Here is a 19,558-nt window from a genome sequence, read left to right as displayed (position 1 = left end):
CCAAAGTTAACCCTGTATTTCCTCCATCACTCCATCCAACAAGGTTAACCTGTTTTAAATGTAATGTATCAAGCAATACTTTCATGTCCTCAGAAAATTGATTGTAGGAAAAGTTTTTTGAGATTGTATCGATACTTTTACCTTGTCCTCTAGAATCAACAGCTATTACTTTAAAATGCTTAGCAAATTCTGGGATTTGTTTTGAAAAATCAGAAATGGATTGCCCGTTCCCATGCAAGAGTAATAAAGGATCACCTTTACCATAAACCTCGTAGTAAATTTTAGTGTTATTACTTTTCACATACTTCCCATTACTTGAATCATATCCACATCGATACTGTAAGTACTGCTGATTATTTTTTATGGAAACATGTAAAGATTTTCCATAACCAATGCCATTATTAAAAGCAATCCCCAGCCTTTTATCCTTATTGACTTCAATGTATTTACTATTAGCAAATATTTTTATCGGGTTTAATACAGATTCAAAGTTTCCTTCTCTAAATAAGTTTTCAGTCCAAATACTATCGTTTTTCTCTACTTTAAAACTCAAATTGTCAAAGTAATAATCTCCATTTCCCTTTGTTTCAAGATATATCCAAATACGTTCTGCACCTTGTTTTATTTTTCCACTTATTGAATAAGGTGACCAACTAGTATCTCTGGAACTTATTCGTTTAGTTTGCCCAGTTCCTTCAATAAAATCATAATCTCCTTTCCCTACTTGCAACAAAAAAAAACGAGATAATCCTGTTGAATCTGATATGATATTTTTCACATCTGCGTGGAAAGTAAACCTTTCGTTCTTATACTTTTTCAAAGGGATTTCTTTTACAAGACTAAACTTATTTGTATTAGTTAAAACCTGGGTCTCTGCAATATTGGTTAAAGCAATAAAAAACAAAATGAATAAAAACGATTTCATATATATAACTTTCATAATAGTATTGTGTACAACGGACTTGCTATGTGTTTTGCGGGCTTTCGAAGCTCTTCACTTTCAAATCTGCATTTAGCCAAAACTTTGATTTACAATAATTCAAATTATAAATTGACAAATCAAAGATTTGGCGGTGTTGTAACGAAGAACTGCGGTTGATTTACCCGCTGAACCCGCATTACATATAGCTTTTGTTACCAAACGTTTATTTTTTATTACTTCCAAATGTTTCTGTTGGTTTCGAATTACGAACAACAATGGCGGTTTGAAAATAATCCGTTGTAACAGCATTATTCAAAATACCCATTACCAAATCGTCACCATTCCTATAAGGTGAATCAAATTTTTCCAAATCAAAAAAGCTTATGGTTTCTGAAGGGCTAATTTTCTTAAGATATTCAAGTCCTTGTTTGTAACCAGTTGCCCAATGATCATCATTTTGTAATTTCACATTATAGTAGAGCTTTTTCTTCGATCGAAACACCTTTAAGAAACCAGGTATCCATCTGGCAGGAAGCATACATTTACTATCGAAATAAAAAATTCGGTAAGTATAAATCTTTTTTCCAAGATTTCGTTTTAAACGTGAAGCAAACCATTTAACGCTATTCGATTGTTGCTGAAAACCATGAGTCTGCCCCCAAGCACCAATCATTTTTTCGTCTTGTAAACCATAATGCTCTTCAAGCATTCGGTAATTTTCAAACATACAAGAATCGCGCACTAAATCCCAATTCGAGGTATTTAGTGCTTTATTAAAGTTCAATATATTATTCAAGTGATACTTGTATTCAAAGGCATCTTCTTCGTTAAAAGATAATAAACTGGAATTCTCTGACAATTGTTTTATATAAAGAATAATTGACGTCTTCATACTAGGTGAGGCAATAATGGAATCTAAACGAGTATCTTCCATATGATACTTCTGTGTGATTTCTTTAATACGCATAAGGGATGGCTTAATGCCCCCAGCTGTTATGTCAACACCGAAAAACTGAATATTTTTATCGTATTTTTTATTCAACTCAATAATCTTTTTATAAAACTCATATTTCTCTTTGCACCAACTTGGTGAAGTTTTAAAAGCCATTATGAACTTCGACAATCCAATTGTATCAGCATTACTGATATAATAATTCAATTTAGTAGTCGCAGCGAAATCTTGTTCCGATAAAATATATTTAAAATTCGTCTTTCTTTTAAATTCTTCAATAAGCTTATAAGCAAGCTTATAGTTATCATGAAAGCCATGCATTTCGCCGATGAAAAAAAGTTGATGATTATCAACAATGCTATCGGTCATCAAGTCTGTATTTGCGGAAAAATCAGTCCTAACTTCTTTCAAATATCTAAGACAATCATTAGAAGAGTCTTCTTGTGATTTTGCTTTTGTCAGGACAAAAGTTAATAAAATAATAAAAAAGATCTTTTTCATATGTAGATGCTATTTCTAAATGTTTGGTAACTTCTTATATGTGCACTGGTGCATTTATTTCTACAGTATCAGGTAAAAAGGTGCACAATACATACCTATACTGGCGGTATTGTGCAACTTTTTAAGCATTACCAGTTTTCTGTTTTGGAAGAGTTTGATTAATACGGCTCATAAATTTACTAATTTAGAGTAAACATCAATTATAAATACTGTAAAATATTTTGAGGGAATTATTCTAAAATAGTCGCAATAAGAGAGTAGGGGGATTTGTGAATATCAAAAGCGGGCAAGCCTTTGACTGAGGAAAAGAAAGTATCTGACACTGATTAAATATGATTTCTGCATGATAAGTTAAAAAAAAGGATTATCAGTTTGTATTGATTAAGTTTTTGGAATGAGGAAAAAGGAAATATGTAGCTTGATTTTCGCGAAAGTTACCCCTCCTTAAAATGTGGAGGGGAAATAGTTTCGTTTAGAGCCAAAAAAGAGGTTCATCAGTTTTTATCGTAAAATGAAAAAATAGCCGCATCAAGAACACAAGGATAAATAGTTGCTTTCTCGCACAGTAATTGGATTCCGTCGGATATAAAGTGATAAAATGATTTGTCTTGAAGTGCTATTGGAGAAAACAAAATTGGAAAACCAAAATCTTTAAGCCATTCTATAGTATTGGAGTTAATCGGTATTTCATATTTTGTTAATCCTAATGTTTGTAGAAAACGCCTTGATTGTATAGAACCAAAACCTTTGAACATTGTATCAATATTATCAGCTAAATCTCGTTCTCTCGATTTTGTATAATTCCCTTGGGCACAATTTTCAAGCTTAGTTATTATTTTCCAATTTGATTGTAAAAGATAAAAGTAATTTCGAACAAAAGAATTTATTACTTTTTCTGAAGGCGTTACCCCATGTGATTTTAAAACTTCGAGAACTTCATTTTCAATGTTGAATTTATTCAAAAGAAATTTTTCGGTTAATAAAAATGGCTCTTTATTAAAAAATGTACTTAATCTCTTGTCTTGATCTGAACCATGTTGTGGTGTAAATAAACAGATGAGCATGTTCTTTAAAATGATGTCTTTATTAATAATAATTTCCTTTCGGTTGATATTCTTAATTATCCGGTTTGCAACAAATGGTGTTTTATTGTTATCTACAAAATCTGTGATTCTCTTAATATCTGAATCGTTTAATTCCCAAATAATTTTCATGTCATTTTAATTTAAAGGTTAAAATCACCTGCTGTTTCAGGTTAATCAATTATTCCATCAATTCTTATTTGTGTTAAATCTGTTGGTACAATCCATTCAGTTTATAATTTTCACTAGCGGTTGTGACACATCAAATTGATGTTATATTGCCTTATTCAGTTGTCTCATTGTGTTTAAAAATTAAGTTTATTTTAATTCATATCGTTTGTAAAACGTTGAATTTGAATTGTTACTTCAAGTTCTTACATTTTAATATTTATATCAAGTATTATTTTATTATAAATAGGTGTTTTTATTCCACAGCCGTAGATTCTATTTAAAATTTTATTGTTCCTACTTCTATTATGCTTGCTAAAAATAGATATACATAGCTGATTAAATATGATTTATGTATGATGAGGGAAAAGAAAGATTGAGACGCTGATTAATTATGGTTACTATATGATTGATGAGGGAAAAGAGAATGACCACCCCGACTTGCTACGCAAGCCACCCCTCCTTAAAATAAGGTGGGGAAATAGTTAGTTGTGGATTTGCAAAAAAAAAGGATATTCAGTTTTTACCAATTAAGTTTTTGGATGAGGGAAAAGAGAATGACCACCCCGACTTGCTACGCAAGCCACCCCTCCTTAAAATATGGAGGGCAATAGTTAAGTGTAGGCAAAAAAAAAAGGATTATCAGTGTGTGCCGATAATCCTTTGATAATCTATTTGATCAAACGAACTGACTTCCTTGTTGTGTTTAGTTATTTATTCCAGATTTGTAAGTTTCTAATGCCCTGGTTCTGGCCTGCTTATGTTCGATTATAGGATCACAGTAGGAAAGACTGTCTAATTCAGGAATCCACTTTTTAATGTAAGTTCTATCCTTATCAAATTTTTTCAATTGTTCTATTGGGTTAAATATTCTAAAATATGGGGCGGCATCACAACCTGTACCGGCTGCCCATTGCCAGTTGCCATTATTTGAAGACAATTCATAATCCAAAAGTTTCTTTGCAAAGTATGCTTCTCCCCATCGCCAGTCAATTAAAAGATGTTTGCACAAAAAGCCCGCTGTCACCATTCTTACTCGGTTATGCATATATCCTGTTGCATTTAATTCTCTCATTCCTGCATCCACAAGAGGGTAACCTGTTTGACCATTACACCATTTTTCAAAGTCGCTTTCATTATTTAACCATTGGATACCGTCATATTTAGAACGAAAGTTTTGAATCACCACTTTGGGGTAATGAAACAAAATTTGCATAAAGAATTCACGCCAAATTAGTTCACTTAAAAAGACATTATCTTCATTTTTAAGCAGGGCAATTATCTGTCGAATACTAATAGTTCCAAAGCGGAGGTGAGGGCTCAAATAGGATGTTGTATCAAGTGAAGGGAAGTTGCGAGTTTCTTCATATTGGTATAGATTTTCAAGGCTAAAGGGTTTTACCCGTATGGTAGAGGTTTTGAATCCTAAATCTTCTAATTTTGGAAAAGTAAATTGCTCTTTGTGAAATTTTTGATAAGCCACTTCAGGTAAAATAGGGGTTGGCATATACTGTTTAAGCCACTTATTTTTGTAAGGTGTAAAAATGGTATAAGGGCTTCCATCAGCCTTCATTACTTCAGATTTTTCATGAATCACTTGATCTTTGAAATCAAGCATCTCAATGCCATTTTCAACTAAGAGTTGTGCTACATTTTCATCTCTTTCAATTGCATATTGCTCGTAATCTCTATTGATATATACACTTGAAATATCATAAGTTTTAATGAGTTTTTTCCAAACTTCTTTCGGTTTGCCTTTAAGAATTAAAATAGATGATTGGGTTTTAGAAAGTCGCTGGTTTATGCTACTTAGCGTATCGTAAATAAAATTTACTCGAGGATCATTATCAGGTAATTCTTCAAGAATATTATCATCAAAAATAAAGAGGGGTAAGACATTACGACTAGAATTCATTGCAGCATTCAAGGCGGTGTTGTCTTCAAGTCTTAGGTCTCTTCGAAACCAAAATAGTGTTAGCTTCATAAATCAGTTTTAGTACAAATACAGGCATTTAACGGTGTTGTGATAAGCAAGTAATTTTCTTACCGATGCGCACCGAAGCAAGCCGCTTAACTTGTTTCTATTTTGAGCAAACTTATTGTAGTGACTTGCTAGTCCTTATCTCTATTATTAATTGAACTAAGTCTCAAGCGATTCATCAGCGCCCATGAAATTTAGCTTTTTGTAAAACGTAAGCTAAAGGTAGCTAAAGTTCACATTTTCGTCACTTTATATCAAGCCGATTTCAAATCCAAAACACAAAAAAAGTTGTAGCTCAAGCTACAACTTTGTATTGTTTTGAAATCGCCACATTTAAAAAAGCTTCATATTGCAAGATTCCCTTTCCTAAAAGTTCTGCAAACTAAACCATTCCCCATAAAGTAGAAATTCTGTTACCGGTTACGTCAACCCACCGTATGTTAGTGATCTTACTCCCTCTGGTCGTGAGCTCACTGTTCTTCGAAACATGTTAGGCAGTTCCTGCCACACGAACGCTTAGTTGTTGTGTGTGGTATTTCTAGTTAGCGTCAAATGTAATATTAAACGATTTTAGATAATCTTCTATCGGTTCTAATCCCATTTCCTGTCTTCTTTCATTGACAGTTTCTGGCTCTTCTAAATCATACAATTTGCCATTTTTAATTTGGGATCCAAATATTTGAGGTTTACCTTCATCCATCAGAATTCTATCCTTCATTAAAGCGTAATGCTCTTTGCTTAAGTCGCCATTTTTTACAGCTTTTTCAATGAGAGGAAAATACTTTATTCTATATTTATTTTCAGTATGTTGCAATCCTAACCAGATTGCATTCATTTGTTCTTGATTTACTTCATTTAAGGTCGGCATTCCACATTTTTCAATTATACTTATAACTAATTCTTGATTTCTATGGTCTTCCTTTGCATTCTTAATTAGATTATTCTCTCGTCTTATTTTTTGGTCACTTTTATAGACTTCACTGAGTATTTCTATTTTCTTATTACAGTCAACCTCAATATAGTCCACAGAACCAACGTAAGTAAATTTATCTCTGTTGATGTATAAGAATGTCGATACTATTAAGAATAGGGATAATAAAATAATGAGGAATACTTTAGTCTTTTTCATTTGTTCTTATTTTTTGTTTTTGCTTATATTACACACAACGGTTTATGTAAGTGGAGTGCGGGATTAAAAGTAGTTTTCTTATCAATGCGCACTGAAGCAAGCCGATTAAATTTACTATAATTTATAAATAGGAGCAAAGCCAAATTTATAAGGCTTGCTGGTGTTTCTTAATTGAACTAAACTTTCAAATGACTCTTCACCACCCATGAAATTTAGCTTTTGTTAGCGTGTCGTTGTTTATTTTTCAATCCACCACTTTTCCTCTTCTCTTTTTCTAGCTTCTTTAGTCTCCAACGTTTCCTCATTGTACCCCCAAGCTAAACGATAATTTTTCCACCCGTAATCTTCAAATTCTTTGCCAGGACTAAATTCACCTGCTCCATAATCAAGTTCGTTACTGTCAGGAATTCTATAATCCCCCCAATTGCATTTTTTTGATTTGTTTGACTTATAACTAGTCCAAGTGCCTTCGAACTGATTGTTCTTAAATCCATCAGCCGCAAAATGAAGACCATCATACCTAAAGTTCCCATTTGTGTCAATTATGAAGTCTGTTCTAAATACTCCTTGAAAAATTCCTGTTCCTTTCTCATCTGGATCCTCATAGAATTCATATTCTCCAGTGAAAAATCCTTGTTTAAGTTCTGGTACATCACCTTGGTCATAAGTTCTCGATGCAATTATTTTAATTTTTCCTTGAAAACTACAAATGTTAGTCTTGACTTTCGTTTTTCCGAATATGAAATATTCCAATTCATTTTTTGGATTCTGAATAGCAGATATAATATGAATAAACAATCTCTGATAATTATCACCAATAAATCCATAGGGTTCAGATTTACCCATTGTTTCTCCTTCTATTCCAATCTCAAATTCATCCAAAGTCCACAAATCCGAAACATCATGTTTCACAATTTGATCAAAAAACCCTGAGGTCTTTATGTCTTGACAAAATAACCAATTTGAGGTTAGTAGAAGAAATACTGTTAGAAATAGTCTCATATGTTTATTTTTTTTCAATGCACGCTAACGAGTGGCGGTATGAAACGTAGGCGATTTAAAAGAGATGAACTTTTAAGTTTCTAATTAGCCAAATCTGCGATTTGGAACGCTATCTTCTCGCCAATTCAACCACCAAATCGCAGATTTGGCGGAGCTTACAAAAAGCACAATTTTCTCAATTTCCTACGCACCGCCTATGTTTTATACCGTGTGTTAGGGGCAGTTTGTAATTGAATCAATATATCAATTACTCTAAATTTCCATACCACTATATTACTTTGTTTGTTTCTTTAAAAAATATTTAATGTAACTATGCTTAGTTGCTAACTCTTCAAGTGACAGTCTTAAACCACTTCTCATTGTAAACTCAATTTCTGTTTTGGAATCATCAGTAAACTTCGATGTCATTATAGTTTCTCTACTAATGAACTCCACACCATTCATCATATGAACTATATGTATAACTCTTAAATCACGCGAACCTTTCAACTCAAATGGAGCATTATAGATGTTATTGATCTCAGTCAAACTATTTACTAAACGTGCATGCTCTTCCTTTATTCTATAAAGTTGATCTTTCTTACCCCATTTAAAATAGAGGTAGCCATGTGTGTATACCAACCAGCCGTAGTTATTAATATCTCTCTGAGCTGCTATTAATTCTTTCACCATTTGTGGTGCTAGGTATTTAGTTCTTTTTACCATATTCTGTCCCATCTATGTAATGATATTCGCTCACGTTCTTCCTCTTCTTCCTGCTCTTTCCAGAGTTTTCTTTGCTCTTCATCTTCTCGCTCCTTTTTAAAGTAGGCTTCTTCTTCAAGTTGTGTCATTCTCTCAGCTACTTGAACAGGAGTTCCAAAATTATTAGAATTAAACAAGAACTCCTCCTTAATAACTACACCTACTGCTTCTAACTTTTCAATGTATTCAACAATTATTTCGGTCTTAGATAGTTGTAACATAAACTCCTCCAAGAAGTCACCTTCGAAGTGTTTTGTTTTGAAGGAGCAAACAGTTGGGAGACCTTCTGATTTAAAGTAGTACGGACTATAAATGTTAAAGTTAAATATCCAATATGGCATTCCTTCGAACTTAGAAATATATTTTACAAGAGATTGCTTTATTCTATCATAACCTCCATTGTTAATGTTGTTTAAATAGAACTTGTAATCAGTATATGTAGTTTCTGTATAAACCTTCTCTATATTCTCTTTAGCTTTTAGCTTCGCCCATGCATTATCTGTATCTTCATGAATCCTATTTGCTAGGTCATAATAGAATTCTTTCTGTAAAGGTGTCATTATATATAGTTATTATGTGTTTCTTCAATCTGTTTATCATGTTTATTAGTCTATTCGTTAATATCATTATCTATTCTAATTAACGATAAGAATAATTAATTGAATATAAGCGCATTGTCGTTTATGCATTATTTAATAATTATCTCTTTTTTCGATATCTTTGAAAATCAATGCTTCAATAGGGAGAATTGCCCCTAACTTGTTAGGATATGTAACACAAGTGCACATATTTCTAATATATCGAATTTTAAGGTTCACAATACACGCCATATAAGTCGGTATTGTGCACCTTTTTAAGTAATACCAGTTTTTTGTTTTGTAAGAGTTTAATTCTTACGGCTTCTAAATTTACGAATTTAGAGTAAACATCATTTATAAATACTGTAAAATATTTTGATGTTCATTTAAAATAGTGGCAATAGGAGAGTAGGGGGATTTGTTAATATCAAAAGTGAGCAAGTCTTTTGTGATGAGGGAAACAAAGAATGAGACGCTGATTAGATATGATTAATGTATGATTGATGTATGATTGATGAGGCAAAAAAAGAATTATCAGTTTGTATTGATTAAGCTTTCGTGATAAGGAAAACAAAAGAATCAGACGCTGATTAATTATGATTAATGTATGATTGAAAGGCATAAAAAAAGGATTATCAGCGTGTGCCGATAATCCTTTCTTTAAATATATCGATTGCTTATAAAAGCAATGGTTTCTATCTCAATTGAGCGTTTAATTGTCTTTCGTAGCTCTTAATTAACTTCTGCATTATTTTTTCAATCTGCTTATCAGTTAATGTTTTTTCAGTATCCTGAATAAGATAACTTACAGCGTACGATTTTTTATCAGCAGCCAATTGTTCTCCTTCGTAAATATCGAATAGAGAAACTGATTTTAATAGCTTTTTCTCGCAGTTAAAGGCAATGGTTTTGATATCTGCAAAGCTAACGCTTTTGTCAAGTAATAAAGCCAAGTCACGTTTAACCGATGGGTATTTTGCAATTGGTTCATAAGTCACCTTGTTTTTAGATGCTTCAGCCAATAGGGGTTCCCATTTGAAATCGGCAAAATAAACAGGCACATCAATGCCAAATTTCTTAAGAAGTTTGCCATTAACCATACCCATTTCAACAAGTACTTTTTTCTTTACACCGTAAGTTAAACCTTCGGTGAACATATCGTTCTCAATTTCGTTTATTCTAAGTTTATCGATATTGAAACCTAAACGTTTAAGAAGATTCTCAGTGTAAGCTTTTAGGTGAAAGAAAGATGTTGGTTCTTCCTTAAGATTCCAGTTTGTTGAATTTTTAGCACCACACATAAATAGTGATAAGTGCTGATTCTCAAAGTAGTTCTTAACAGGATTACTATGCTCTTCGTTAACAATGTGGTGATATGACTTACCGAATTCGTAAAACTTAAGATCTGTATTTTTACGGTTTATGTTGTAAGCAATACTCTCTAAACCACCGAAAAGTAATGATTGACGCATGGCGTTAAGATCAGAACTCAATGGATTCTTAATACGAACGGTATGATCTTCAACAATGCTTTCTAAGCCTTCATAATAGTTAGCCTTAGTTAATGAGTTGTTCATAATTTCGTTGAAACCACTATAGCTAAGCATATCCGAAAGCATATTTTTAAGTTTGTGCTCGTCTGGTTTTGGAGCATAGCTTAAAGATGCATTTACTTTGTTTGGAATTTCAATGTTGTTGAATCCGTAAATACGAAGCACTTCCTCTACGATATCAGCTTCACGTGTTACATCAACACGGTAAGTAGGTACCAAAAGACTCATTTGATCGCCATCAATTTTATCAACTTTAATTTCTAAAGCTTCAAGTATATTAATGATAGTCTCTTTACCAATTTTCTTACCAATTAAACTTTCAATTCTTGAAATATTAGCTTCAACCTTAAAGTCTTCAACTGGATTTGGGTACATATCAATAACATGAGATGAAATAGTACCACCAGCAATTTCTTTTATTAATAGGGCAGCTCTTTTCAAAGCATAAACTGTATTGTTAGGATCTGTACCACGCTCGTAACGGAAAGATGCATCGGTATTTAAAGCTTGGCGACGAGCTGTTTTACGAACAAAAACTGAATCGAAATAAGCTGACTCAAGGAAAATATCAGTTGTCGTTTCACTTACACCAGACTCAAGACCTCCAAAGACACCAGCAATACACATTGGCTCTTCAGCGTTACATATCATTAGGTCATTCTCGTGCAATTCACGTTCTACTTCGTCAAGCGTTGTAAACTTGGTTTTAGCAGGTAAGGTTTTCACAACAACTTTATGACCTTTTATTTTTGCATAATCAAAAGCATGTAAAGGTTGAGCTGTTTCGAATAAAACGTAGTTGGTGATATCAACAATATTATTAATTGGTCTAATACCAATTGTCTTTAAACGATTTTGTAACCATTCTGGTGATTCGGCAATTTTTACATTACTAATGCAAACACCAGAGTAACGAGGACAAGCTTTTTCGTTTTTAACAACAACTTCGATGGCTGTGTTCGTATTTTCTACTTTAAAATCTTCTACGGAAGGAATTTTATAGTCGATATCTTTTTGTTGCTTAAGGTAAGCTGCTAAATCACGAGCGACACCAATATGTCCGGCACCATCAACACGATTAGGTGTTAAATCAATTTCAATGCAAGTATCGTCCTCAACATTGAAGAATTCTTTAGCAGGCGTTCCAACTACTGCATCAGCATCCAATACCATTATACCTTCGTGACCTTGACCTAAACCAATTTCATCTTCAGCACAAATCATACCCATAGAAGGTTCGCCTCTAAGTTTCGATTTTTTAATGATAAATTCTTCGTCACCATCGTATAAAGTTGTTCCCACTGTTGCTACAACCACTTTTTGTCCGGCAGCAATATTTTCGGCACCACAAACAATTGGAAGTAACTCACCCGAGTTAACATCTACGGTTGTAACACTCAAATGATCTGAATTAGGATGGGGCACACAAGTTTTAACTTCGCCAATTACAAGACCTTCTAAGCCTCCTTTTATTGATTGGATTTTTTCAATACCACCAACTTCAAGTCCAATTTGAGTTAGAATGTCATCCATTTCAGGAAGCGTCAAATCTACATCTATGTAGTCTTTAAGCCATTTGTACGATATCTTCATTATATGAGGTTTTTTATACTGATAATTTCATTGTTTTTGAAAAGCGAGAAGAGGAGCATAATTTCATGTCGATGAGATTGCCTTAATAATCATCTGTTTTCAAGCTTACAAAAGTAGGAATTTTAAGGCAAACAACAAGTAGAATTTTTAATATGGATTTCTTCCATGTTCAATCATAATTCGATATCTTTGTCAGTCTTACCAAATTAAATAGAATGACGCAAACAAACAAGAAACCTCTTATTCTTATAACTAACGACGATGGTGTAAATGCTAAGGGTATAGCAGCTCTATATGAGATGGTTAAAGATTTTGGAGAAATCTATATGATCGCACCCAATAGAGCGAATTCAGGAAAATCAAATTCAATTACGGTTGAAGTTCCAATTCGTATTAAGAAAATTAGGGATGAGGAGAACTTAAAGGTTTATTCATGTAAGGGAACACCTGTTGATTGTGTTAAGTTGGCTTTAAACAAAATAGTTCCTCGTCAACCCGATTTTGTTGTTTCAGGTATTAATCATGGAACAAATACGTCTGTAAGTGTTTTGTATTCAGGCACTATGGGAGCTACTGTTGAGGGCTGTTTGGCAGGAATACCTTCGGTTGGTTTTTCTTTAGATAGTTTTGAATCTAGGGCCGATTTTTCTCAAAGTATTAAATTTGGACGTAAAATATTTGAGAATGTCGTAAAGAATGGTTTACCAAAAAATATTTGCTTGAATGTGAATTTTCCTTTAGGTGATATCAAAGGTGTTCGTGTTTGTCGTCAGGCGGATGGTGTGTGGAAAGAGGATTTCGATCAACGTAAAGATCCATTTGGTGGAGACTATTATTGGTTAGGTGGGCAATTTAAAAATGCAGAACCTTATGCCAAAGATACTGATGAGGCTGCAATTAAAAATGGATACGCTTCAATTGTGCCCACTAAGGTAGACATGACAGCTCACGAAGTATTGGAAAACTTTAAAACTTGGGATTATGAAGTCGTTGATTAATAATTCCTATGCCGGAACGCTTATTGGTTTAATCGTTCCTATTCTATCTATATTTATAGCTTATTTGGTTAATTTCCGTGATGAATTGACTGTTTATCAATTTATTGATAGCGTATTAGTTCTTAAAATATATGTCAAAATGATGGCTGTTGCTGTTTATTTTGGGAATGTGGTTTGTTTTTTCCTTTTCATTAAATTGGATTGGTTGCGAGCTGCTCGAGGTGTTCTTTTAGCCACAATTATATATTCTTTTATTGTCTTTATTTTCCGAGTTGGATTATAATAATCTTATAAGAAAAATAGACACTGATTAACACAGATTGATTATGATTTGAAAATCTTGTTTTACTAAGAATTTAATCATAAAATATCATTTTAAATCTGCGTCAAAAACTTAAGTATGAAATATTACATCATAACTGGTGAAGCTTCTGGTGATCTTCATGCATCGAATTTAATGAAAGAACTTAAGAATGAAGATGCGCAAGCAGACTTTCGCTTTTGGGGTGGCGATTTGATGCAAGCACAAGGTGGAGAAATGGTAAAGCATTATCGCGAAACTGCTTTTATGGGGTTTATTACGGTTTTGAAGAATCTGAAAACCATTCGAACTAATTTTACGCTTTGTGAAAGTGACTTATTAGCTTATGCACCCGATGTACTGATTTTAGTTGACTATCCAGGCTTTAATTTAAGAATGGCTGCCTTTGCAAAGAAGCATGGTATTCGTGTTCATTATTATATATCACCAAAAATTTGGGCTTGGAAAGAATCTCGGATTAAGAAAATTAAGGCTCATGTAGATCGTATGTTTACGATATTTCCCTTTGAAACGGAATTTTATAAGAAGCATAATTATGAAGTGAGTTTTGGTGGTAATCCGCTTTTGGATGCTATTGAGAATCGTGAAAATAGGTCTGAAAGTTTTGATCACTTTATCGAAAGAAATCAATTAGCTAAGAAACCTATTATTGCTTTGTTAGCTGGTAGTCGTAAGCAGGAGATTGAACGTATTTTACCCGTTATGCTTCAGGTTGCCGATCGTTTTCCCGATTATCAGTTTGTGGTAGCTGCTGCACCTGCTATTACAAAAGAATTTTACGCTTCAGTATCAAAAGGAAGTCAATTGAGATTTGTTTATAGTCAAACCTACGATTTGTTGCAACAATCGAAAGCTGCTTTGGTAGCTTCGGGAACTGCAACATTGGAAACGGCTTTGCTTAGAATTCCACAAGTGGTTTGTTATAAAATGAGTGGTGGAAGTTTGGCCTATCGTTTGGGCAAGATTCTTTTGAATATCAAATACATTTCATTGGTAAACCTTGTTGTCGATAAGTTCGTCGTAAAAGAATTGATTCAGCAATATTGTAATCCCAAAAGAATAAGTGCTGAGCTTGATTTGATTTTAAATGATAAGGCTTACCGTTCTCAAATGCTTGCTAATTACGAAGAATTGAATCAACATTTAGGAGGAGCTGGAGCTTCTGCTCGTTTTGCTAAGATGATTTATGAAGATGTGAAAGCTATAAAAGCTTAATTTTCCTCTGTCATAATTTTCCACTTAAACATTGATTAGTAATTAGGTCTATTCAATGGGAATTAACTCGGCAGTTGGGCTTTGGTTGTTAATTTGAACGCGGTTTATCACAATCTCAGGATTCCCTTTGTAGTAAATATTCCCAAAGCTGTAAATCGTAGCCTTTATTTTTTGTTCTGCAAATAGATAAGCCTCACCAATACTGTTTTGTCCAATACTAGTGTTTTGGGTCTTAAAATCTGTAGCTTCAATATTTGTTGCTCCATTTATAACATAGGATGCCTCGGGACATTCTCCTTTGAATTCAAATTTTCCATTCACACCACCTCTTACATCCAATGTTAATTTTTCACAGTTGAGGTTTAAATTCATTTCTACAAGTTCGGTGCCATATATAACATAAATGTCTAGGTTGTTGATATTCATGATTTCAGTGTTTGAAATATTTGAAGGTGACTGAACCGTAATAGTCTTAATATCTTTTAGATGTATCTCAAGATTTATAGGTGTATAGTTTTTTAGTAGATTGGTATAGTTGTGTTCCAAGAAACTCGTGTTTCCTTCTGAGCGTATTTTTAATTTGTCAAGCTGATCTTCACTTCCCGTTGCTATAATATATTCCTCAGTATCTTGAACTAGTTCAATATAAAATACACTTTCAATTTGAATTTTGTTGATGTCAGATATCTCGATGGTTCTATCTATTCGTTCATCATCTCCCAAAATTAAATCCGAACATGAGCTCGATAAAAATGAAATAACTGCGATTATAAAGTAGAATGTATGTGTTTTCATTTCTAAAATTATTTTGTTTTGATAGAAGGAATATGCTTGTTTTTTTTCTTTTTAAATCGATAACCAATTCCCCATTCTAAATTTTGTGCTTTACCGCCGTGAGCTTTAAGATTGAAATTTGTAAAGAAATGTTGTCCTATATTATATCTTAAGCCAATGCGACTGTAAATAGCAGCCTCTGGTTCTGTTTTATATAAAGTATAAAATCCGAGTTGAATCATTAGTGTGAAGTCGCTAATAATTAAATCATGAGAGATGTGAATACCTTGACTTATGCGATCTTCAAATTCTGTTTTGGGTTCAAGATTCCAATCGCCTCTATTGGTTGCTTCGTTATAAAAAAGGTCGAGACCGAAACCTAATCTCTGTTTGGCATTTATTCCTATGGCATAGTTTGCTGATAGGTTAGAAATGTAATAGCGATGTAAGTCGTTCTCTTTAGCTTGCGTTTCCCCATGATTCCAAGTTATAGAATATTCATTTTCTAATTTTGTGTGATTTTTAAGCTTACTGTAAGCAATTTCCGGCCTCTTATTAAGAGCATATTTAATACCAAAATGACTTGTTAAGAGATTAATTCCCGAGTTCGGCTTTTTTGAGGCACCGTTAGAAATATGTTTTACACCAAAGCCTGCGATTAATTGCCATTGCGAACTTATCGAACATTCTGCATTTAAAGAATAGCTGAAGAAAGCATTGATTCTTGAGCTGATAAGTGTGTTCTTATAGTTTTTTGTAGCATCAAAAATCTTACTGTTATAGGCAACACCTAAACCTAATTGATTGGTAAGGTGAAACCAAGCCTTTTTATAGAGGTGAAAGTTAATGTAAGGAAATACCGATGTTACATTACCCCACACCTTATCATTCCCTAAGTTCCCGTGATATAGACCCAATCCTATTTCTGGCTGATTATAAAGAGCGGCCCATTTTCGTTCGCGTGATGGAATAAAACCAAAGTTAATTTCCATAGCTTCAATACCACTTTTTCGTAAATAGGTTATGGATTGATGGTGTGGTAAAACAATGCCACTGTGATATTTAACAGTAGTAGTGTAGCTATCTTTTTGCGCATAGCTCGATTCTGCTAAAAAAATAAATACAATAATAAAAGAAAGGAGTCCTTTTGAAATCATGCTGCGAAACTAGATAAATAAATACGATTGGACAATATGTTTTTTGTTTAATAATTATTTTTTTTTGTTTACTAGTTGCTTTGTGCGGTATGTGGCATTTTGTCGAATCTATTAATTATTTAACAGAATTGGTCTCATTGGAAATTATTTTGCAAATTTGTATCACATTACAAAACCCGATTACACATGTTTACACTATTAGCGAAGGAATTTCGATCATTTTTTAATTCCATAAGTGGTTATCTTATCATTAGTATATTTTTACTCTCTACGGGTATGTTTATATGGGTTTTTCCCGGCAATTCGAATGTTTTGGATGGCGGTTATGCTAATTTGGATACTTTATTTGATATGGCTCCTTGGATTTATCTTTTTTTGATTCCCGCTCTCTGTATGCGTCTTTTTACCGACGAAAAGAAATCAGGGACTATTGAATTATTACTGACTAGACCCATTAGTGATTTTAAGATTGTGCTTTCTAAGTTCTTTTCTGCATTGATCCTTGTTCTGTTTTCTTTACTTTTTTGTCTTATTTACTATTTATCAGTTTACTATTTAGGTAAGCCTATTGGAAGTATAGATGTTGGTGCATTTTGGGGTTCCTATCTCGGACTATTGTTTTTAGCAATTGCTTATGTTTCCATAGCTGTATTTGCAGGATCACTTACCGATAATCAAATTATCGCATTTCTATTGTCCTTAATTCTTTGTTTCAGTTTTTATATAGGTTTCGATTATTTGTCAGAATTACTCGTTTTTCAGAATTTTCAAACCGAGATTATTAATGTAGGAATTAATGAGCATTATAGATCTTTATCTCGAGGCGTTGTAGATTCTAGGGATGTGAGCTACTTTATTGCTTTATCATTGGTATTTTTATTTGCAACACGAACCGTATTGCAAAGTAGAAAATGGTAAGGAGACAGGTTTAAAGCATAAAGTCCTGATAACTATCAGGAAAAGGCTAAAGTATCGCAATATTTCAAGAATAAAAGTTGAAACACGATAAGTATCATGCAAATCACAAATAAAAAGAAGAATCTTATTCAATTGGTGTTATCAATACTAATTGTTCTAACTGTTTATCAATTTTTACAGGTTTTTCATTTTCGAATAGACCTCACTTCTGAAAAGAGATTTACCTTGTCGGATAATACTAAGAAACTTCTCTCAAAGCTTGAAAAACCTGTTTATTTTGAAATTTATCTTACTGGAGACTTACCTCATGGTTTTAATAAACTAAAGAATGCAACGGTAGATTTAATAGACGAATTTAAATCTTATTCTAATGTCGAAATTGCTTATAGTTTTGTAGATCCTAGTTCTGTCCTTAATCCAAAACAAAAGGATAAAAACTTGAGGGAATTGGCCGCAAGAGGACTAGAACCAACAAGCATACAAGAAACAGGTAGAGATGGTAGTGTAAAACAAAAGATAATTGTGCCAGGTCTTTTTGTGCACGATGGAAAAAAAGAAACACCAGTTAACCTTTTGAAATCGGTTACAGGTTTATCTGCCGAGGAGAATCTAAACTATGCCATTGAAAGTGTAGAATATGAACTCTCGATGGCCATTCGCATGCTCAATCAAACAAAGGTCAAAGAAATTGCTTTTTTTACAGGACAAGGTGAGCTCGGTGAGTATGAAGTTGCCGATTTTACAACATCGCTTTTGCAACGTTATGAGGTAAACCGCGTAACGGCTCATGAACTTTCAAAAAATTATAAACGATTTGATTGTGTAATTGTAGCTCAACCACGAAATGAGTTTACTGAAAGAGCAAAGTATGCTCTCGATCAGTATATTATGAATGGTGGAAGAGTTATGTGGTTAATTGATGAGGTTTCTGCATCAATGGATAGTATATCTGCAAAAGGTATGTCAATGGCATTCTACAAACCACTGAACTTGGAAGATCAGCTTTTTAGATACGGCGTTCGTATTAATCCTGATTTGCTTATGGATGTTCAATCTCAGTTGATTCCCGTACAAGCAACAACAGCAGGACAGGATGGTAAATACATACCTGCACCTTGGTATTATTCTCCGCTTTTAGCGCCACCAAATAATCATCCTATCACCCGAAAATTGAATATGGTTCGCGTTGAATTTGCCAATTCTATTGATAAAGTTGGTAAGGATCCAAAATTGAAACACACCGTTCTTCTTGCAAGTTCCGATAACACCCGTCTTGAGAAAGTACCAACACCAATTCGACTTGATATTGTAGGAAAAAAAATGAATGCTGAAGATTTTTCTGATGGCTCTAAAGTTATATCTGTTTTGATTGAGGGGCAATTTCAGTCGATATTTAAAGATAGAATTTGGAAGGGAATTGATAAATCAACTTTCAAATCAGAAAGCGCAGCTGGAAAAATGATTGTGATATCAGATGGTGATATCATTAAAAATAGAGTGAGAGGCGTGGGGTCTAATATCCAGATTATGCCTTTGGGTTATGATCGATATTCTCGAAAAACCTACGGAAATAGTAACTTTTTGCTTAACTGTGTAGATTATTTATGTGATGACGAAGGATGGATGAATTTAAGATCAAGAGAAGTTAAGTTACGGTTGTTAGATAAAACTAAAATAAGGGAACATCGTCTATTTTATCAAATTGTAAATTTGGCTTTACCTATTGCCTTACTGATATTATTAGCACTTGTGTGGCATTTTGTTCGTAAAAGGAAATATGCCAATTAGTTTCGTATTCTCATTTTAGACCTGTCTAAATATGTATGCAAACTCTTGCAAAAAAATCAGATTGAAATAAATAAAATTCGTATATTCACCACTTAGTATTTTAACATACAGATGACATAATTTGGTGTTGAAAGATGGAGATGAAAAAATAATAATTAAATATTTTGATTGGAAAAATAGG

The 19,558-nt window shown here is 33.2% G+C and carries 16 protein-coding genes; 5 read left to right on the top strand and 11 right to left on the bottom strand.

Annotated features, from left to right (window positions below):
• The 9 genes from EMN46_RS12520 to pheT form a co-directional block, all read right to left on the bottom strand.
• Positions 1-925 (bottom strand): alpha/beta fold hydrolase (locus tag EMN46_RS12520; protein WP_229130358.1); only part of this gene is annotated, 925 nt, incomplete at its 3' end.
• 220 nt (positions 926-1,145) lie between these two features.
• Complete coding sequence (locus tag EMN46_RS12515; RefSeq protein WP_229130357.1) at positions 1,146-2,375, bottom strand: hypothetical protein; 1,230 nt, start codon at positions 2,373-2,375, stop codon at positions 1,146-1,148.
• Between the two features lie 494 nt (positions 2,376-2,869).
• On the bottom strand, positions 2,870-3,589 hold the full coding sequence (locus EMN46_RS12510; RefSeq protein WP_154201153.1) for a hypothetical protein: 720 nt from the start codon (positions 3,587-3,589) through the stop codon (positions 2,870-2,872).
• A 742-nt stretch (positions 3,590-4,331) separates the two neighbouring features.
• The gene (locus EMN46_RS12505) at positions 4,332-5,609 is read right to left on the bottom strand and encodes a deoxyribodipyrimidine photo-lyase (RefSeq protein WP_154201152.1); all 1,278 of its coding nucleotides are present in this window, start codon (positions 5,607-5,609) and stop codon (positions 4,332-4,334) included.
• 535 nt (positions 5,610-6,144) lie between these two features.
• Positions 6,145-6,735 (bottom strand): DUF6624 domain-containing protein, encoded by a 591-nt coding sequence (locus EMN46_RS12500; RefSeq protein WP_154201151.1) that lies wholly within the window; start codon positions 6,733-6,735, stop codon positions 6,145-6,147.
• Between the two features lie 237 nt (positions 6,736-6,972).
• On the bottom strand, positions 6,973-7,737 hold the full coding sequence (locus tag EMN46_RS12495; protein ID WP_154201150.1) for a hypothetical protein: 765 nt from the start codon (positions 7,735-7,737) through the stop codon (positions 6,973-6,975).
• Between the two features lie 273 nt (positions 7,738-8,010).
• Complete coding sequence (locus EMN46_RS12490; RefSeq protein ID WP_154201149.1) at positions 8,011-8,454, bottom strand: hypothetical protein; 444 nt, start codon at positions 8,452-8,454, stop codon at positions 8,011-8,013.
• A complete protein-coding gene (locus tag EMN46_RS12485; protein WP_154201148.1) occupies positions 8,436-9,041 on the bottom strand; it encodes a hypothetical protein in 606 nt (201 codons plus the stop codon). The genes EMN46_RS12490 and EMN46_RS12485 overlap by 19 nt, the downstream gene beginning before the upstream one ends.
• Before the next feature lie 713 nt (positions 9,042-9,754).
• Positions 9,755-12,205, bottom strand: a complete 2,451-nt coding sequence (gene pheT / locus EMN46_RS12480) for a phenylalanine--tRNA ligase subunit beta (RefSeq protein ID WP_154201147.1) — start codon at positions 12,203-12,205, stop codon at positions 9,755-9,757.
• A gap of 215 nt (positions 12,206-12,420) precedes the next feature.
• Here pheT and surE point away from each other — a divergent pair, with 215 nt between their 5' ends.
• The 3 genes from surE (at position 12,421) to lpxB (ending at position 14,740) form a co-directional block, all read left to right on the top strand.
• On the top strand, positions 12,421-13,203 hold the full coding sequence (surE, locus tag EMN46_RS12475; protein WP_154201146.1) for a 5'/3'-nucleotidase SurE: 783 nt from the start codon (positions 12,421-12,423) through the stop codon (positions 13,201-13,203).
• Positions 13,187-13,486 carry a hypothetical protein gene (locus EMN46_RS12470; protein ID WP_154201145.1) on the top strand — a complete coding sequence of 100 codons (300 nt, stop codon included), beginning with the start codon at positions 13,187-13,189 and terminating at the stop codon, positions 13,484-13,486. The genes surE and EMN46_RS12470 overlap by 17 nt, the downstream gene beginning before the upstream one ends.
• A 117-nt stretch (positions 13,487-13,603) precedes the next feature.
• Positions 13,604-14,740, top strand: a complete 1,137-nt coding sequence (gene lpxB, locus EMN46_RS12465) for a lipid-A-disaccharide synthase (protein ID WP_154201144.1) — start codon at positions 13,604-13,606, stop codon at positions 14,738-14,740.
• Between the two features lie 48 nt (positions 14,741-14,788).
• Here the strand turns inward: lpxB and EMN46_RS12460 are convergent, their stop codons facing one another.
• Positions 14,789-15,535 (bottom strand): DUF2807 domain-containing protein, encoded by a 747-nt coding sequence (locus EMN46_RS12460; RefSeq protein ID WP_154201143.1) that lies wholly within the window; start codon positions 15,533-15,535, stop codon positions 14,789-14,791.
• A gap of 8 nt (positions 15,536-15,543) precedes the next feature.
• The gene (locus tag EMN46_RS12455) at positions 15,544-16,671 is read right to left on the bottom strand and encodes an acyloxyacyl hydrolase (protein WP_154201142.1); all 1,128 of its coding nucleotides are present in this window, start codon (positions 16,669-16,671) and stop codon (positions 15,544-15,546) included.
• Between the two features lie 186 nt (positions 16,672-16,857).
• Here EMN46_RS12455 and gldF point away from each other — a divergent pair, with 186 nt between their 5' ends.
• Complete coding sequence (gene gldF, locus EMN46_RS12450; protein WP_154201141.1) at positions 16,858-17,589, top strand: gliding motility-associated ABC transporter permease subunit GldF; 732 nt, start codon at positions 16,858-16,860, stop codon at positions 17,587-17,589.
• Between the two features lie 96 nt (positions 17,590-17,685).
• Positions 17,686-19,377 (top strand): gliding motility-associated ABC transporter substrate-binding protein GldG, encoded by a 1,692-nt coding sequence (gene gldG, locus EMN46_RS12445; protein ID WP_154201140.1) that lies wholly within the window; start codon positions 17,686-17,688, stop codon positions 19,375-19,377.
• The last annotated feature ends 181 nt before the right edge of the window (positions 19,378-19,558 follow it).

The organism is Ancylomarina sp. 16SWW S1-10-2 (assembly GCF_009669305.1).
Lineage (GTDB): Bacteria > Bacteroidota > Bacteroidia > Bacteroidales > Marinifilaceae > Ancylomarina.
The sequence above is the reverse complement of the archived record's forward strand: the minus strand, read 5'-3'. Positions and strand labels throughout refer to the sequence as shown.

What these genes read in the sequence shown, in the direction of transcription:
- EMN46_RS12515 (WP_229130357.1), bottom strand. Translation starts at nt 2,375, where the DNA reads ATGAAAAAGATCTTTTTTATTATTTTATTAACTTTTGTCCTGACAAAA.
- EMN46_RS12510 (WP_154201153.1), bottom strand. Translation starts at nt 3,589, where the DNA reads ATGAAAATTATTTGGGAATTAAACGATTCAGATATTAAGAGAATCACA.
- EMN46_RS12505 (WP_154201152.1), bottom strand. Translation starts at nt 5,609, where the DNA reads ATGAAGCTAACACTATTTTGGTTTCGAAGAGACCTAAGACTTGAAGAC.
- EMN46_RS12500 (WP_154201151.1), bottom strand. Translation starts at nt 6,735, where the DNA reads ATGAAAAAGACTAAAGTATTCCTCATTATTTTATTATCCCTATTCTTA.
- EMN46_RS12495 (WP_154201150.1), bottom strand. Translation starts at nt 7,737, where the DNA reads ATGAGACTATTTCTAACAGTATTTCTTCTACTAACCTCAAATTGGTTA.
- EMN46_RS12490 (WP_154201149.1), bottom strand. Translation starts at nt 8,454, where the DNA reads ATGGGACAGAATATGGTAAAAAGAACTAAATACCTAGCACCACAAATG.
- EMN46_RS12485 (WP_154201148.1), bottom strand. Translation starts at nt 9,041, where the DNA reads ATGACACCTTTACAGAAAGAATTCTATTATGACCTAGCAAATAGGATT.
- pheT (WP_154201147.1), bottom strand. Translation starts at nt 12,205, where the DNA reads ATGAAGATATCGTACAAATGGCTTAAAGACTACATAGATGTAGATTTG.
- surE (WP_154201146.1), top strand. Translation starts at nt 12,421, where the DNA reads ATGACGCAAACAAACAAGAAACCTCTTATTCTTATAACTAACGACGAT.
- EMN46_RS12470 (WP_154201145.1), top strand. Translation starts at nt 13,187, where the DNA reads ATGAAGTCGTTGATTAATAATTCCTATGCCGGAACGCTTATTGGTTTA.
- lpxB (WP_154201144.1), top strand. Translation starts at nt 13,604, where the DNA reads ATGAAATATTACATCATAACTGGTGAAGCTTCTGGTGATCTTCATGCA.
- EMN46_RS12460 (WP_154201143.1), bottom strand. Translation starts at nt 15,535, where the DNA reads ATGAAAACACATACATTCTACTTTATAATCGCAGTTATTTCATTTTTA.
- EMN46_RS12455 (WP_154201142.1), bottom strand. Translation starts at nt 16,671, where the DNA reads ATGATTTCAAAAGGACTCCTTTCTTTTATTATTGTATTTATTTTTTTA.
- gldF (WP_154201141.1), top strand. Translation starts at nt 16,858, where the DNA reads ATGTTTACACTATTAGCGAAGGAATTTCGATCATTTTTTAATTCCATA.
- gldG (WP_154201140.1), top strand. Translation starts at nt 17,686, where the DNA reads ATGCAAATCACAAATAAAAAGAAGAATCTTATTCAATTGGTGTTATCA.